Origin of the sequence: Paenibacillus paeoniae, assembly GCF_003388735.1 — a bacterium.
Taxonomy (GTDB): Bacteria; Bacillota; Bacilli; order Paenibacillales; family Paenibacillaceae; genus Pristimantibacillus; species Pristimantibacillus paeoniae.
Genome location: NZ_QUBQ01000002.1, coordinates 653331 through 667387, shown reverse-complemented (window position 1 = coordinate 667387; position 14057 = coordinate 653331). Strand labels below are relative to the sequence as shown.

Here is a 14057-nt window from a genome sequence, read left to right as displayed (position 1 = left end):
GATTCTACTCCTATTTCTCTGACAATAAGCGTCGAAAATACAATGAGTTGTGAAACTTCTTATATAGGTATTTTCTACCAAAAAATGATGTAGCGCTCTGCTATGATGAAGAAAATGAAACGAAAAGAATGGGGAGTTTATTGATGGATTGGTCTGGAATCGCGAATAGAGCGTTATCCCATTACGGAGTAGATGTCGAGTCATTAGAAGCTATCGCGCAAAGCGCCAGCATGATTTATAAAGTGACCGATAAAAGTGGAGCGGTATACAGCTTAAGGCTTCATCAGTCTAAAAGCGATACGCTGGAAAGTTATTGGTCCGATCCTGATGTTATTCGTTCGGAGATGTTGTGGCTTCAAGCATTGGCTGAAGGAACGGATCTGGTGCTTCCAGTTCCCAATAAGAATTCTAGGGGTGAGTACATTACGGATGTTGACGGCATGCCGTGCTCCTTGCTATGTTGGGTCGAGGGAGAGCAAAAGCCGTTTGTTCCTTCTGCCGACGATGCAAGATTAGTTGGCATCATGATGGGGAAGCTGCATAAGCAGGCCTCCGTCTGGCAGCCGCCTGCAGCCTTTGTTCGTCCAGAATCAGATAGCCAAGCGATGATGGAAGCGCTGGGGAAAGTGGAGCCATGGGTAGAAACGGGGTTATTAAGTGAGGACATCTTCAATCTGCTCGTTCGAGCGAGTGAAAGGGCACAGGACATCCTGCATCATGTGGAGCGGACGGCAGAGCATTGGGGAATGATTCACGGCGATCTTATACCAAGCAATTTCTTGTTTCATGGTCAGGAATGTCGTCCGATTGATTTTGGCGCATGCGGGCCGGGTTATTTTCTATACGATTTGGCATGGTCGTTTTCTTTCATACATCCTATGCATCGAGGTTCGCTGGTGGATGCCTATTCGGAGCAATTCTCTCTTCCGCCAAATTATGAACGACTCCTTGAGGCTTGTTTTGTGATGGCACAGCTTAGTACGTTGAATTTCTGGCTCGGCCTGCCGGACGCAACGTCTTGGGTGCCAGAACATCTCTCCAAGCTTGCGTCCAGAGAGTGCACCCGATATATTCAAGATGAGCCGTTCCTGTACTCAGGGATACCATTTTGGGAATAAAGGGAATCTGCGTCCCAATCATTGGAAGGGGTTACGCATATGAGTTCTATTAAAAACAGGTTGGTCTACGCTGGGGTGACCGTCCTTATACTTGCTGCCGGACTTGCTACAAGGGAGTGGGCGGGCTATCTGCCGGAATTTGTGGCGCTGCATGCCGGTGATGCGCTGTGGGCAGCTATGATCTATGGTGGGTTTCGTGTATTAGGCACACATAGAAGGCTGGAATGGGCAGTAGCATGCAGCATTGGCTTTTGCTTCGCTATTGAGTTAAGCCAGTTGTATCAGGCCGACTGGATTCAAGCAGTTAGAGAGACAAGACTAGGCGGACTTATATTAGGCAGAGGGTTCCTGTTCGTGGATTTGATCAGATACGTTGTCGGCATATGGGTTGTGTATGCTGCTGATCGATGGGCTCACTCCAGTAGGGGAAGGTCGTAAGGAAGAAGTTTGCACATGTAGGGCTGCGTTGCTATCATACATACATATCATGCGAAAGAAGGACAACATCATGGAGAAGACGTTGACGTTATTCACGGCATATAATCAATCGAACTATCCGCTCATTGGACACGGGAAACGGAATGCGCAAGTGTTGAAAGAGGCGTTCGCGAACATAGACGACTCCTTGGACGGCGATACGTACGGTTCGGGCAAGGTGATTGAGCAATTCCAGGATCGGATGGCGAAGCTTCTGGGCAAGGAAGCGGCGGTGTTTTTCCCAAGCGGCACGATGGCGCAGCAGATTGCTCTGCGGATATGGAGCGATGAGAAGGGCTCAAGGAAGATTGGCTATCATCCGCTAAGTCATCTCGAAATCCATGAGGAAGACGGGCCGAAGGAGCTTCATCATCTGGAGCCGTTGCTATTGGCGGACGAGAACCGTCCTGTCTTGCTTCGTGATCTTCATGGATTGCCTGAAGATATCTCCGCCGTGCTGCTGGAGCTGCCGCAGCGGGAGATCGGCGGCCAATTGCCGGAATACGAGGAGCTTGAAGCGATGTCGGCTTACTGCAGGGAACGAGGCATCAAGCTTCATCTGGACGGTGCCAGACTGCTCGAAGTGCTGCCCTATTACGGCAAGTCTGCCGCGGAAGTATGTGCATTGTTCGACAGCGTCTATATCTCGGTCTACAAAGGAATCGGAGGAATCGCGGGCGCCGTGCTCGCGGGAGACAAAAGCTTCATAAAGCAGTCGAAAATATGGAAGAGAAGGCATGGCGGCGATTTGATCAGCTTATATCCGTATATTGTTGTTGCTGATTATTATTTAAAGCAGCGATTGCCGCGTATGGAGCGATATTACCGGGATGCTGTCGAGCTTGCGGGATTGTATCGAACAAGCGACGCTCTTCGTGTGAGGCCGGAAGTGCCAGTATCGAACATGTTCCATGTTCATTCCGACTTGAAGAAGGAACAACTGGAAGCAGCCTTTATCCAGGTATCGCAGGAGACTGGAGTTGGCTTGGTTAGCACGATACGCGAACATAAGGCAGGCGGTGTTTATTTCGAAGTAAGTATTGGGGATCGTTATGCTGATGCTCCGAAGGCCAAGCTGGAGGAAGCATTCCGGCTTTTGAATGAATGGCTTAAAGGCGAAGCAAGCGAAGATCCAAAATAAGGCCGATGTGAAGGCTTAAATACAAGCTTTAGCCCCTTTAAGGCAGCGCCCCGACATTTGGTTGGGGCGCTGTCTTTTTGGCATGGGATGGAGGAAGGGGATCGCGTTGCATTGATGATTATTGAATCATACGTGTTCTCCCTTGCCAGTAGGGTCTGCGAATGGCGGCTTTGTCGATCTTGCCTACCGGAGTACGGGGGAACTGCTCCACGATAACTAGGCGAGTAGGCAGCTTGTACTCGGCCAATCTTCCTGAGCCATAGCATCGCAGCTCCTCCAACTCGATAGAGGTCGACGGGTCACGCATGACGATAACGGCCGTAACCTCCTCGCCTTCTTCATGCAGAGGTGTTCCAATGACAGCGAGCTCACTAATATTAGGGTGCGATCCGAGAGCACTCTCAACCTCTGAACCGTATACATTGGAGGCGTTAAGGATAATGATGTCTTTTTTTCGATCCGTCAAATAGAGAAAGCCATCCTCGTCGAAGTAGCCAACGTCTCCGGTATACAGCCATCCATTCCTGATTGCTTTGTCCGTCTCCTCCCGATTGTTCCAATAGCCAAGCATCATGCCTTCACCCTTGCATACGATTTCCCCTGCTTCGCCTTGCGGCAGCTCTTTTCCGAACTCATTCACAATTCGAACCTGGAAAGGCGTCTGGCCCCAGTACGCCAGATCAGACGGTCTTCCAACGGATTGCAGCCGATGCGGCTTCTCTTCTTCGAAGCATTGATCCACGGACAGGAAGCTGATAAATTGGCCGCTTTCAGTCTGCGAGTAGACTTCGGTCAGCTGAGTGTTGGGGAACACTTCCTTTGCTTTGCGGAATGTGGCTTCGTTGATGGGAGCTCCGCCGCAGGAGATTCTTTGGAGGGAGTGAAGGTTGCGGGCCATCATGCCGTCGAGATAGATCAGATCACGGAATAGAAGGCCTACCGTGCCAAGAAATTGGATGTGCTCTTGTTCGATCAGATCGGCAACCTCTTCTGCACGAAGCGGGAAACGTTCGGGATAAAGCAGACAGCCACCATCGTAAAGAGTGGTCCATAGAACGAACTGGCCGGTCAGATGTGCCTGATTGTAGACGATGGATACTTTGGTCGGATAGTGCCCACCCCCTAGCTCAGGGCGTAGAAAAGACCATCGGCTGATCGATCGATGCGAATGCATCACCCCTTTGGAGCGTCCCGTCGTTCCACCTGTATAGATGATGATGGCGACGTCGTCCGGCAACGCCTCATGAACATCCTCGAGTGGAGGCTGGCTCTCGATAAAGCCCTCTATGGAGTAAGGAGCCTTGCCCGATCGGCAGCTAATGGAGAGGATATCGCGATCCGCGTCACCAATGTCAGCGAAAATTGGATGAATGTCGACGTGGCTCTCATCATGAATAACGGCACGAGGCTTCGCATCCTGAAGCATCTGAATAAGCTCCGATGGCGCTAGGCCGGGGAAGAGAGTGACAGGAATGGCGCCAATCGTGACGACTGCAAGCTCTGCGACGGCAAGCAGAGGCGAGGGATGGCCGATTAAGGCGACGCGGTCTCCGGGACCGATGCCGAGCTCGCGCAGGGCGTGGGCTGCACAGCGGGTATGAAGCCATATCTGCCCATAGGTAAGCGTCTCATCACCGCGTTTCATCGCAATACGATCTGGCTGCAGTCCGGCGCTGACTGGCAGGATGCGGGATAACAACATAGGGAACCCCTCCAAATTATTCATATTATTTGCATAGTTATACTAGGCAATTTGAACGTATCACGCATCATGTGAGGAAGCTAATCACTTTTGCTTATCTAAAGCGGAACATTTCTTTATAAATGGTTAAAAACAGAGTGGAGGGCGGGTCCGCTTACTGCACATCTGGAGTAGTAAAAGGGGTAAAGATGGAATTTTCGGCAACCATTTCACATCGTCCTACGTTGTATAAACATTACCTCCAAAACTTTGTAGAACTAGACGACTATAGGAGATTGCTGCTGAGCAGAAGAAGGGAGAAGCAAATGAAGTATTTCTGGAAGTTGAATCTGGTAAGCGCTATATTCGGCTTGTTGTTATTTCTATGCGCGGAGCTGATGGTGAACGTTTATCGAATAAGCAGAGTATGGGAGTGGGAGCTTGGCACGGTTGTCAGCAGCGTGGATCGGATCAATATCGGGGTAGCTGCAATAGTGCCAATCTTAGGGGCCTTTATCGTATGGAAATGGCTAGACGGCAGAGTTGCGTGTTATTGGTCGCTGCTCTTATGGATTCCTTATTTTGTGCTGTTCGTCTCCCTGTTCGCGCAACTATTTCCTATGACGTATCAGGGAGATCATCCTGCTCCTGTTACGGGACTGATCATTATCGCCATGACGATTGCTTATCCGTTCTATCTTGCATTGCCTGTATCATTGGGGTTTTGGTTGAACCGGAGACAGAAGCAAGGCAGGCCTGCATTTCCTATAGAATAGCAACAACCGCCTGGAGTCAGGCGGTTGTTGGTGTTCTAAGAGCCGGTAAGTGCTTCCGGCAGATCGCGTTCATAAGTCTTGTAAGAGACATAGCGCTGTAGACCGCGGCAAGCTAGCCAAGCTTGACGGGCATATGCAATGGCCTCATGCCGATTACCCTTGCTAAGCTCGATTTCCGAGAGTACAATGTCTCTCATCCAAGGCTTGGATAGAGTTGCAGTCAAGCGGCTCGCTTCCTCTAGATTGCCTTCCCAGACGCACACGACCGCTTCGTAATAGGATCGGAATTGACCCGCGGGAAGATCGGTCAGAACGTTTCGGATAGCTGCCGTATTTTTTTGATGCACAGCGTACATGGCGGTATAGAGTGCCTTCCGAGTCGGGTTTTTATGTTTGGCAAGCAGCTTCTCCAGCAGAGCTTCTGCCTCAGTCGTTCGATTGTTGGCCATCAAATAACAGAGATAAAGATTCGGATTTTTTTGTTGCTTGATTAAAAACTGCTCTAGCCGATTAATGCGGGTCTCTCGCAAGAGCGAATAAAAGTAAGGAGCAAAGGAGGAGAAGACAAGCACGAATACAATTATGAACACGTAGAACTTAGGCATACCTAGCGAGATTAAAAAAAAGCAAACGAAAAAAACAAGGACATACATTATTATTTTGCTTAAAAAGGACAGGTTGGTAATGGTACTACACTCCTTTTGATAGACTTTATACCTATTATGTAACGTTTAGTATAACATAGCTTCAAATTTAATTGTCGCTAGAGTAGACAGAACTGGACAGCTGCTACAGGGCAGCTGTCCAGTTCTGTCTTAAATCTATACTTAAGAGTCGTTAGCTTTGAGCCGGAACTACCTTGTAGGTGTGTTTGCCGTTGGCTGCAGATTCTTCTTGCAGGTTCAGCGTCCAGCCAAAGGAGAGAACCGATTCCAGGCGATGTGCTTCTTCCGTCGATAAGGAGGAGATGACCGCTTCGGCGCCAGACTCCAGTACCAGCTCAGCTTCTTGGCCGAATACGATCAAGATCCAGCTATGAATGCCGCGAATAGTATTGTATTTGATCTGGTAGCCTTCACGAACCGCTTGAGCGAAGAAGTCAGCCTGTTCAGCCGCCAAAGCAATCAATCCAGCGTAATCGAATTTGAATTTGCTTTCATCCTTCGGCAGATGGCCCCCATGAACGCGGCTAATCAAATCTTCGTCAGACCAGCCTTGCGCTTTCAGCGATTCAAGCGAAAGGGCGTCCCATTGAGACAATTTCACTTCCGATTCCGTTCCAATTCCCATTACTCTATCGCTCCTTTATTTCATTTGTCAGGCTATAGGAGAAAGAGACCTCCCCGCCATCAGCGATGTCGGCCTCAGTCTCTTTCAGTTCGCTTGCCTTTTATTTGCTTGTTTTGTATGCGTTCAGATGTTCCTTCACTTTAGCCGAATCAGCTTTCAATTCAAGTCCCGTGTTAACGAGCGTGCTAAGCGTGGATACAGCTTTGAACTTGTTGCCGCCGTAGTACGCCAGGAACTCGTCTTGGTTGATGGAGTAGAGAACAGCTTTTCTCAAGTCGACACTGTCTGCTACTGGACGGTTCTTCGTGTTGAACAGCAGGTACGACACTGCGTTGCTTGGCAATGTTTGAAGCGCCAGCTTGCTGTCGCCTTTCACAACGTCGAATTTCGTCTCGCTAATGCCGTAGTACAGATGAATCTCTCCGCTGCGGAGAGCAGCTAGAGAGCTGTCTGCGTCTTTGATGAACCGGACTTTAATGTTGCTGATATTCGGCTCATGGTCGGTGCCAGGCATGTAAGCCGGGTTTTTCAGGAAGATCGCTTCGTAATCGTTTTTGTGCGACAGAATGTAAGGGCCGCTTGTGTACAGCGTATTGTTGTACTGGCTGCCTTCGGTTACCGTGTTTTGGTCGCCGTAAGGAATGTCCTTGTTCACGTCGAACTTTTCAACGTCATAGGTATTGATGCTTTCTACTTGCTTTTTGGATACGATACCAGCAGATTGGTGAGCCAGATAGTTCAGAACCTGAGGGAACGGAACAGTCGTCGTCAGTTTCACAACCTGATATTTGCCGTCTTTGGTGTTTGCTTGATTTTTGTCGCCTACGAGCTGGGAGATCTTCGTTGGAAGACCCTTCTCCAGAGCGGCTTTTACGTTGTCGCTGCCGCCGGATACGTTCACGCCTTCAAGAGCTGCGATATCCGTTACAACTTCAACGTTTTTGATGTGCTCATGCAACGTGTACGTACGGTGATCCGGTACGGAGTTTTTGTCCTTCGCACGGTTCAGAGCGAAGATCACGTCGTCCGAGCCTACGCGCTCGCCTGTATCGACAGCTTTTTTGTCTTTAATCTGAGCGAAGTTAATATCGTCGCGCAGAATGAAGTAGTAGTCGGAATTGCCGTCGGCAATGGCATGGTTGTAAGACAGGGAGCCTTCCGACGTGATTTTGTCGTCATCCGTCAAGTTAAGCAGACGAACATACATGTTCGTGTTGATGATGTTGATGGAGCCGTCGTTGCCTTTGATCGGGTCAAGCGACGTTAGTGTTGGCGTTATCGATTGCAGCACCAGAGATTCGGTTGTACGCTTCGAAGTGTCTTTGAAGTCTACAGCTTCCCAAGGAAGCGAACGCGATTTCGAGATGCGCACGGAATCCAGATTCAGTACATCTTGGTTCAAAGCTTGTGCTTTAAGCGAGCTGTAAAGCGGAGCGATATAAGCTTTGTCGAATACCAGCTTCTGATCGAACTCCTTGTAGGTCGCTTGGAACTCCTCAGGTGTCTGGGTCGAAGCTTTTTCGATCAGCGCGTCGATCTCGGAATCCGCTAAAATGCTGTAGTCGCCGCCTGTTTTGAACAGGGAGCGAACTGCGTAGTCAGGGTTGCCGGTAACGGTTGTCCAACCGGACAGGGCAACGTCGTAATTGCCTGCGTCTTGTTGAGCTTTGAAGCTGCCATAATCAGCTTGCATGTTCAGCTTGACGTTAAAGCCGTTTTTCGTCAGTTGGTCGCGGACGATGTTCAGATCCGCTTCATTCGCGCTCATACCGAGCAGTTCGATCGTGACCGGCGTGCCGTCTACTACAGGCGCTCCGTCAGTGGGACTTGGAGACTCTTTCCCGTCGTTCTTGGTGGACAAGGTGCAACCGCTAAGTACAATCATAAGGCTAAGCAGCAGCAACAAGGCAAATTTGCCTTTTTTCTTCATGGTATTCCCCTCCTGCAATATATAAAAATGGTGTATGTTAACTCACATTCATTCATCGTCCGGTCCTGGTATCGAAACGTAGAAGTCGATGGAATATGAATGAGGTTACGAAAAGTTAAGGCATCCCCGCTCTAATCGAGCTTAGGGTCCAGCGCGTCGCGCAAGCCGTCTCCAAGGAAGTTGAACGAAAGCACAAGCGCAATAATAGCAAGCCCCGGATAAATGGCGGTAAAAGCATGCGTCTCCAGATAAGCGCTGCCCAGCTTCAAGATGTTGCCCCATTCCGGAATATGCGGCTCTACGCCGAGACCGAGGTAGCTAAGGCTGCTAGTCGAGATGACTGCCGTACCGATCGTAAGCGTGGATTTGACGATCATAGGAGCGATCGAATTTGGCACGATGTGTTTGAACAGAATGATACGGTCACTGGAACCGAAGGCGCGTGCTGCCTGCACATATTCCAATGTGGATACGAGCATGACATTCGCTCTCATCGTCCGAGCATAGGTCGGTATTGCGCCTACACTAAGCGCAATGATCAGATTAACAGTGCTGGCGCCAAAAGCTGCGATAATAGCGATAGCCAGTAGAAAGCCAGGAATCGCATAAAGGATATCAAGCGCGCGCATGATCACGTTGTCCGTCTGTTTGCCGTAGTATCCGGATATTGCACCCAGCCCTCCGCCAATAATGACGGGAATGAGTGTGGACAGCAAGCCGACGATCAACGATATCCGTGCGCCAAAGACGATACGCGAGAACAGGTCTCTTCCGAAATTATCTGTACCCAGCGGCTGTGCCAAGTTTGGCGACTGAAGGATACTGCTGTAATTGTTCTCAACCGCCATGTTGTAATCAAACGTTAGATAACTGGTAATGGATATCGTAAGCAAGAACAGGATGAACATAAGTCCAAGCATGGAAGTCGAGCTTCTGGACAGCTTCTCGATTACATCTCCCAGCTTGGAGCCGGATGTATAGTCCTTGTCCCGGAGCTTGGAGAAGATCAGAAGACCTAGGCCAAGTGCGAACAGATTGCCTGATACGGATGTCAGAACTAATAAAAATGCGATAAGTCCGAGCCACCCGGGAAGTACTTTACGATCATCATACTTCGCAACGAGCAGCAAGCCGATCAATTGGATGACCGCTGATAGAATTAACAAGAACATGCCCAGCAGGAAGTTATCCGCTACATAAGGCTTGAATACATTTAGCGCAGATACCGCGAATACGAGCAGTGTGGTAATGAGCATATAGACTGCAAGCGTATAAGAGGCGCTCTTCTTCCGTTTGACTAGTTGGAAGGCGGTAGTCGCTACGAATACATTCGCAGACAGAAGGCTGAGCATCAGTACATAGCCAAGAGCTCTTGTAGAGCGCTTGATCTCGCCAGTCTCCATCAAGTTTTTGCGGATCAGATACCAGGCCGCGAACTGAAGCAGCGTAAAGAAGAAATAGACGATGCTTACCGTAAGTACAGCTGGCTTGAAGCTGCCTTCGGCAGGCGAATAGCTGTTCAGCAGAAATACGATAGCTAGGAACAGGGACACAATGCCAGCGAAGCTGGACTGGCCGTATTCCGAGCTGGACTTCAGCCTGAAGCGTATTTCTTGCTTGGTGATCGATGAATTTGTCACGGGTAGCACCTGCTTTAGTATTGTTTCATCTTGGACCGTATTCTAGGATCGAAGAAGGCGTACAGAAGATCGACAATGACATTGACGATCGATATCGTGATCGCAGTGTAGACGACGCCGCCCATAATGGCCGGAATGTCGGGAATAAATTGTTTGTCTACAATATAGCTTCCGATACCGCTAATGTTGAACACTTTCTCCGTAACCGCAGCGCCGCCGAGCATGGCGCCGAATTGCAGGCCAATGACTGTAATAATCGGTATCAAGGCATTGCCGACTGCGTGCTTCCACAGCACATGCCTGCGAGCAAGGCCTTTCGCTTTCGCCGTTGTAATGTAGTCTTCGTGGATGACCTCCAGCGTAGAGGATCTGGTCATCCGTGCAACAGCGGCGGTGAGTCCTGTACCAAGCACGACAATCGGCATAATGGCTGACATCCAGTTAGCGGGATTGTAGGTTGCAGGGAACCAAGGAAGCTTGATTGAGAAATTCAAAATGAAGATTAGACCTTGCCAAAAGTTCGGAATAGACAAACCGAGCAAGGCAATGAACATAAACGTATAATCGAAAAACGAATTGGGCCGCGTAGCCGATATGATGCCGATAGGCAATGCAATCAGCACTGCAATCAAGGTCGATATGACGGTCAGCGTCAGTGTCACCGGGAATTTGTTCGAGATGGCATTAGATACAAGCTCATTGCCTGCGAACGACTTGCCCAGATCGAACGTTAGTATGCCCTTAATCGTATTCCATAATTGGTTGAGATAGGGCTGATCGAGTCCGTACAAATGATTGAAAGCCGCGATCTGCTCAGCGGTCGCCGTCTCACCCAGTATGTTGGTGGCCGGATTCATCGGCGAAATGTACAAGATGGTGAAGACGACAAAGGCGACGCCGAAAATAACAAAGATCGCCATGACCAAGCGTTCCGCAATGTATTTCATATAAGGGTTGGCGTATACCGCCATAATCAGATACATCGGGAAACCGATGATCAGCGACAAAGCGAAGAAGAGAGGCTGCTGAGCCAGTCGCTGATACGTATCGCCGAAGGAATATTGCATCCCTTTCTCGCCGCTTAATCGTTCTTCCAGACGTTCCTTCAAGCGAATATCGAATTTTAGGTCGGCTATTTTTGCTGCCTCTGCTTCCTGATGCTTCTCGCTGACTGAGTTGCCGAAGAAGCGATGTTTCCTTCGGAGCTGGTCCCTCGCCTCCGACAGAAGCCGGTCTCGGAATCCTGATTGCAGCAGCTCACTTCTTTCATGATCCATCACGCCGCGGTATCCTTGGGCGGATCTGCGATATTGATAGAAGATGTATACGATGGCGGTCACGGGCGCTCCAGCAAGCAATAAGAGCAGCCTATAGGTTGGATGTAATAACATTTTGCGATATACGGAGGCTATTCGTTCAGCCATGCCGTTATCCGTTGTAGTAGCGTGCCCTATCAAGCAAGTCCGCCCCTTTTCATTCCAGCATTTTTTAATTGCATTATTCCGATCAATATAGTAGATTTTATTTTAAGGAATTCAAAAAGTCAACATCCTTATTATTGGTAAATACACAATCTATATTATACATTATATAATAAGCAATAGAGAAGAATAACGATGATCGAAACCATTTATTCGAATGGAAAATCATAACAATGCGGGTGACAACATGAATATATTATTAAAAGTGAATGATTTATCTGTTTCCTTTTATTCGCGAGATAAAGAGGTAGAGGCTGTCCGCAAGGTTAGCTTCGATGTAAAAGAGGGAGAAACGCTTGGTATCGTAGGCGAGTCCGGAAGCGGAAAAAGCGTGACCGCCCGTACCATTATGCGTCTGTTGCCGTCTCCTCCTTCTATTGTCAAGGGTGGAGAGGTCTACTTTAAGGGACAGAATCTGGCCGACAAAACCGATGCAGAGATGGAAGCCATCCGCGGCAGGGATATCGGCATGATCTTTCAGGACCCGATGTCCTCACTTAATCCGACCATGCGGATTGGCAATCAAATTGAGGAAAGCTTGATCAAACACCGCAAGCTGGGCAAGTCGGAAGCGCGCAAGGAAGCGATCGAGATGCTGAAGCTGGTGGGCATTACAAATCCTGAAGCTCGTTACTATCAATATCCGCATGAGTTTTCGGGCGGCATGCGCCAGCGGGTTATGATTGCCATCGCTTTGGCCTGCAGACCAGCCCTCTTGATTGCCGATGAGCCCACCACTTCGCTGGATGTGACGATACAAGCCCAAATTCTTCAACAAATGAAGGATATCCAGAAACAGCTTGGCACATCCATTATATTGATCACGCATGACCTCGGCGTAGTAGCGAGTATGTGCGACCGAGTCGTTGTCATGAAGGAAGGCGAAATTGTCGAGACGGGCACTACGGAGGAGATCTTCTCGAATCCGCAGCATCCTTATACGCTACGGTTGCTTAATGCTCTGCCGAGGCTGGATGAGAAGAAGAAGCTGAAGCCGGCGCCAAGCTTCATCCGCGAGGAGGACGACGTACCTCTGTTGCAGGTCCGGTCGCTGAAGCAGCATTTTGACCTGGGCAAAGGGCAGATCGTCAAGGCGGTCAACAATATCAGCTTTGATATTCAGGCAGGAGAGACGCTTGGCGTCGTAGGCGAATCCGGCAGCGGCAAGTCGACTACCGGCAGGACGATTCTGAGGCTCCATGAAGCGACAGGCGGAGAGGTGCTCTTCCGCGGTATTCCGCTTCAGCAATTGAACCGCAGCGAGATGAAGAAGATGAGGCGTCATATGGGCATCATCTTCCAGGACCCATATGCCTCGCTTAATCCAAGGCTTCGCATTATCGACATTATTGGAGAAGCGCTGGACGTGCATGGGATGTCCATGGGCAAGGCGCAGAGACAGAAGCGGGTGGAAGAGCTGCTCGAGATGGTCGGTCTGAACGCCTCCCATGCGCTACGATATCCGCATGAATTCTCCGGCGGCCAGCGCCAGCGGATCGGCATTGCGAGGACACTGGCTGTCGAGCCTGAATTCATTATTTGCGACGAACCGCTGTCGGCACTGGACGTGTCAATTCAGGCCCAGATTGTGAAGCTTCTGGAGGAGCTTCAGCAGCGCCTGGGACTAACGTATTTGTTCATTGCGCATGACCTGTCGATGGTAAAGCATATCAGCGATCGGGTTGCGGTGATGTATCGGGGCAAAATCGTGGAGCTGGCCGAGAGCGAAGAGCTGTATGCTAATCCGATGCATGAGTACACCAAATCGCTGCTTTCCGCGATTCCTGTACCGGACCCGAAAGTGGAGTCGAAGAAAAAGCTGATCCTGAATGCCGAAGCGTCCAAGGCCGATCCATACGGGCTGGAGCGTTCCGAATTCGTGGAAGTGAAAAAGGGACATTGGGTAGCTGTCGCCAACGGCTAACATTCAGAGGACAGTCTTAAAAGGTGATATTAGAGTGCGACCCACCATCTAGAGGACAGTCTTAAAAGGTGATATTAGAGTGCGACCCACCATCTAGAGGACAATCTTAAAAGGTGATATTAGAGTGCGACCCACCATCTAGAGGACAGTCTCAAAGGTGATATTAGAGTGCCACGCACAACTAATTGCGTCAAAAGGGTGGAAACGCGAAAATAGTCCAGAGGGACAGAAATCCGAAATTAGAGTTGCTGAGAAACGCTAAATGCTCGGAATCGCTCCAATAGGCAAATTAGCTTCGCCACACAACACTAATCGCGCCAAAAGGTGGAAAATGCTAATTTAGTGTTGCTGAGAAACGTTAAATGCTCGGACTCGCTCCAAAAGGCGAATTAGCTTGGCCACACAACACTAATCGCGCCAAAAGGTGGAAAATGCTAATTTAGTGTTGCTGAGAAACGTTAAATGCTCGGAATCGCTCCAAAAGGCGCATTAGCTTCGCCACACAACACTAATCGCGCCAGGGGGCAGAAATTCCAAAATAGAGTTAGTGAGAAACGCTAACTTCACTATCAGCCTTGCACGCCAAAACAATGAACGGT

General features: G+C 49.4%; 11 protein-coding genes. 5 read left to right on the top strand and 6 right to left on the bottom strand.

The annotated features are described in order from the left end of the window. Nucleotides 1-143 precede the first annotated feature (143 nt). The 3 genes from DX130_RS15235 to DX130_RS15225 all read left to right on the top strand — a co-directional run bounded on the left by DX130_RS15235 (nucleotide 144) and on the right by DX130_RS15225 (nucleotide 2736). Nucleotides 144-1118 (top strand): phosphotransferase enzyme family protein, encoded by a 975-nt coding sequence (locus tag DX130_RS15235; protein ID WP_116046765.1) that lies wholly within the window; start codon nucleotides 144-146, stop codon nucleotides 1116-1118. A 39-nt stretch (nucleotides 1119-1157) separates the two neighbouring features. Further along, entirely contained in the window at nucleotides 1158-1556 is a 399-nt protein-coding gene (locus DX130_RS15230; RefSeq protein WP_116046763.1) for a ribosomal maturation YjgA family protein, read from the top strand. 70 nt (nucleotides 1557-1626) lie between these two features. Beyond that, complete coding sequence (locus DX130_RS15225) at nucleotides 1627-2736, top strand: threonine aldolase family protein (protein ID WP_116046761.1); 1110 nt, start codon at nucleotides 1627-1629, stop codon at nucleotides 2734-2736. Between the two features lie 118 nt (nucleotides 2737-2854). On the opposite strand, the gene DX130_RS15220 is transcribed toward DX130_RS15225, so the two are convergent. Next, nucleotides 2855-4438: a class I adenylate-forming enzyme family protein gene (locus DX130_RS15220; RefSeq protein ID WP_165861301.1), complete on the bottom strand. Its 1584-nt coding sequence runs from the start codon at nucleotides 4436-4438 to the stop codon at nucleotides 2855-2857. A gap of 305 nt (nucleotides 4439-4743) precedes the next feature. On the opposite strand from DX130_RS15220, the gene DX130_RS15215 reads away from it, so the two are divergent. After that, nucleotides 4744-5193 carry a hypothetical protein gene (locus DX130_RS15215; RefSeq protein WP_206098826.1) on the top strand — a complete coding sequence of 150 codons (450 nt, stop codon included), beginning with the start codon at nucleotides 4744-4746 and terminating at the stop codon, nucleotides 5191-5193. Between the two features lie 35 nt (nucleotides 5194-5228). Here DX130_RS15215 and DX130_RS15210 read toward each other — a convergent pair whose 3' ends face one another. The 5 genes from DX130_RS15210 to DX130_RS15190 form a co-directional block, all read right to left on the bottom strand. After that, nucleotides 5229-5783 carry a hypothetical protein gene (locus tag DX130_RS15210; RefSeq protein ID WP_133297934.1) on the bottom strand — a complete coding sequence of 185 codons (555 nt, stop codon included), beginning with the start codon at nucleotides 5781-5783 and terminating at the stop codon, nucleotides 5229-5231. 247 nt (nucleotides 5784-6030) lie between these two features. Beyond that, a complete protein-coding gene (locus DX130_RS15205) occupies nucleotides 6031-6483 on the bottom strand; it encodes a hypothetical protein (RefSeq protein WP_116046756.1) in 453 nt (150 codons plus the stop codon). A 100-nt stretch (nucleotides 6484-6583) separates the two neighbouring features. Continuing rightward, nucleotides 6584-8413, bottom strand: a complete 1830-nt coding sequence (locus tag DX130_RS15200; protein ID WP_116046754.1) for an ABC transporter substrate-binding protein — start codon at nucleotides 8411-8413, stop codon at nucleotides 6584-6586. A gap of 131 nt (nucleotides 8414-8544) precedes the next feature. After that, nucleotides 8545-10053: an ABC transporter permease gene (locus DX130_RS15195; RefSeq protein WP_116046752.1), complete on the bottom strand. Its 1509-nt coding sequence runs from the start codon at nucleotides 10051-10053 to the stop codon at nucleotides 8545-8547. 14 nt (nucleotides 10054-10067) lie between these two features. Then, nucleotides 10068-11510 carry an ABC transporter permease gene (locus DX130_RS15190; protein ID WP_420818523.1) on the bottom strand — a complete coding sequence of 481 codons (1443 nt, stop codon included), beginning with the start codon at nucleotides 11508-11510 and terminating at the stop codon, nucleotides 10068-10070. 211 nt (nucleotides 11511-11721) lie between these two features. Between DX130_RS15190 and DX130_RS15185 the strand changes: the two genes are divergently transcribed. Further along, nucleotides 11722-13458, top strand: coding sequence for an ABC transporter ATP-binding protein (locus DX130_RS15185; RefSeq protein ID WP_240644524.1), 1737 nt, complete (start codon nucleotides 11722-11724; stop codon nucleotides 13456-13458). The last annotated feature ends 599 nt before the right edge of the window (nucleotides 13459-14057 follow it).

Coding starts and splice junctions, on each gene's coding strand:
- DX130_RS15225 (WP_116046761.1), top strand. CDS start 1,627: ATGGAGAAGACGTTGACGTTATTCACGGCATATAATCAATCGAACTAT.
- DX130_RS15215 (WP_206098826.1), top strand. CDS start 4,744: ATGAAGTATTTCTGGAAGTTGAATCTGGTAAGCGCTATATTCGGCTTG.
- DX130_RS15205 (WP_116046756.1), bottom strand. CDS start 6,483: ATGGGAATTGGAACGGAATCGGAAGTGAAATTGTCTCAATGGGACGCC.
- DX130_RS15200 (WP_116046754.1), bottom strand. CDS start 8,413: ATGAAGAAAAAAGGCAAATTTGCCTTGTTGCTGCTGCTTAGCCTTATG.
- DX130_RS15230 (WP_116046763.1), top strand. CDS start 1,158: ATGAGTTCTATTAAAAACAGGTTGGTCTACGCTGGGGTGACCGTCCTT.
- DX130_RS15220 (WP_165861301.1), bottom strand. CDS start 4,438: ATGTTGTTATCCCGCATCCTGCCAGTCAGCGCCGGACTGCAGCCAGAT.
- DX130_RS15185 (WP_240644524.1), top strand. CDS start 11,722: ATGAATATATTATTAAAAGTGAATGATTTATCTGTTTCCTTTTATTCG.
- DX130_RS15235 (WP_116046765.1), top strand. CDS start 144: ATGGATTGGTCTGGAATCGCGAATAGAGCGTTATCCCATTACGGAGTA.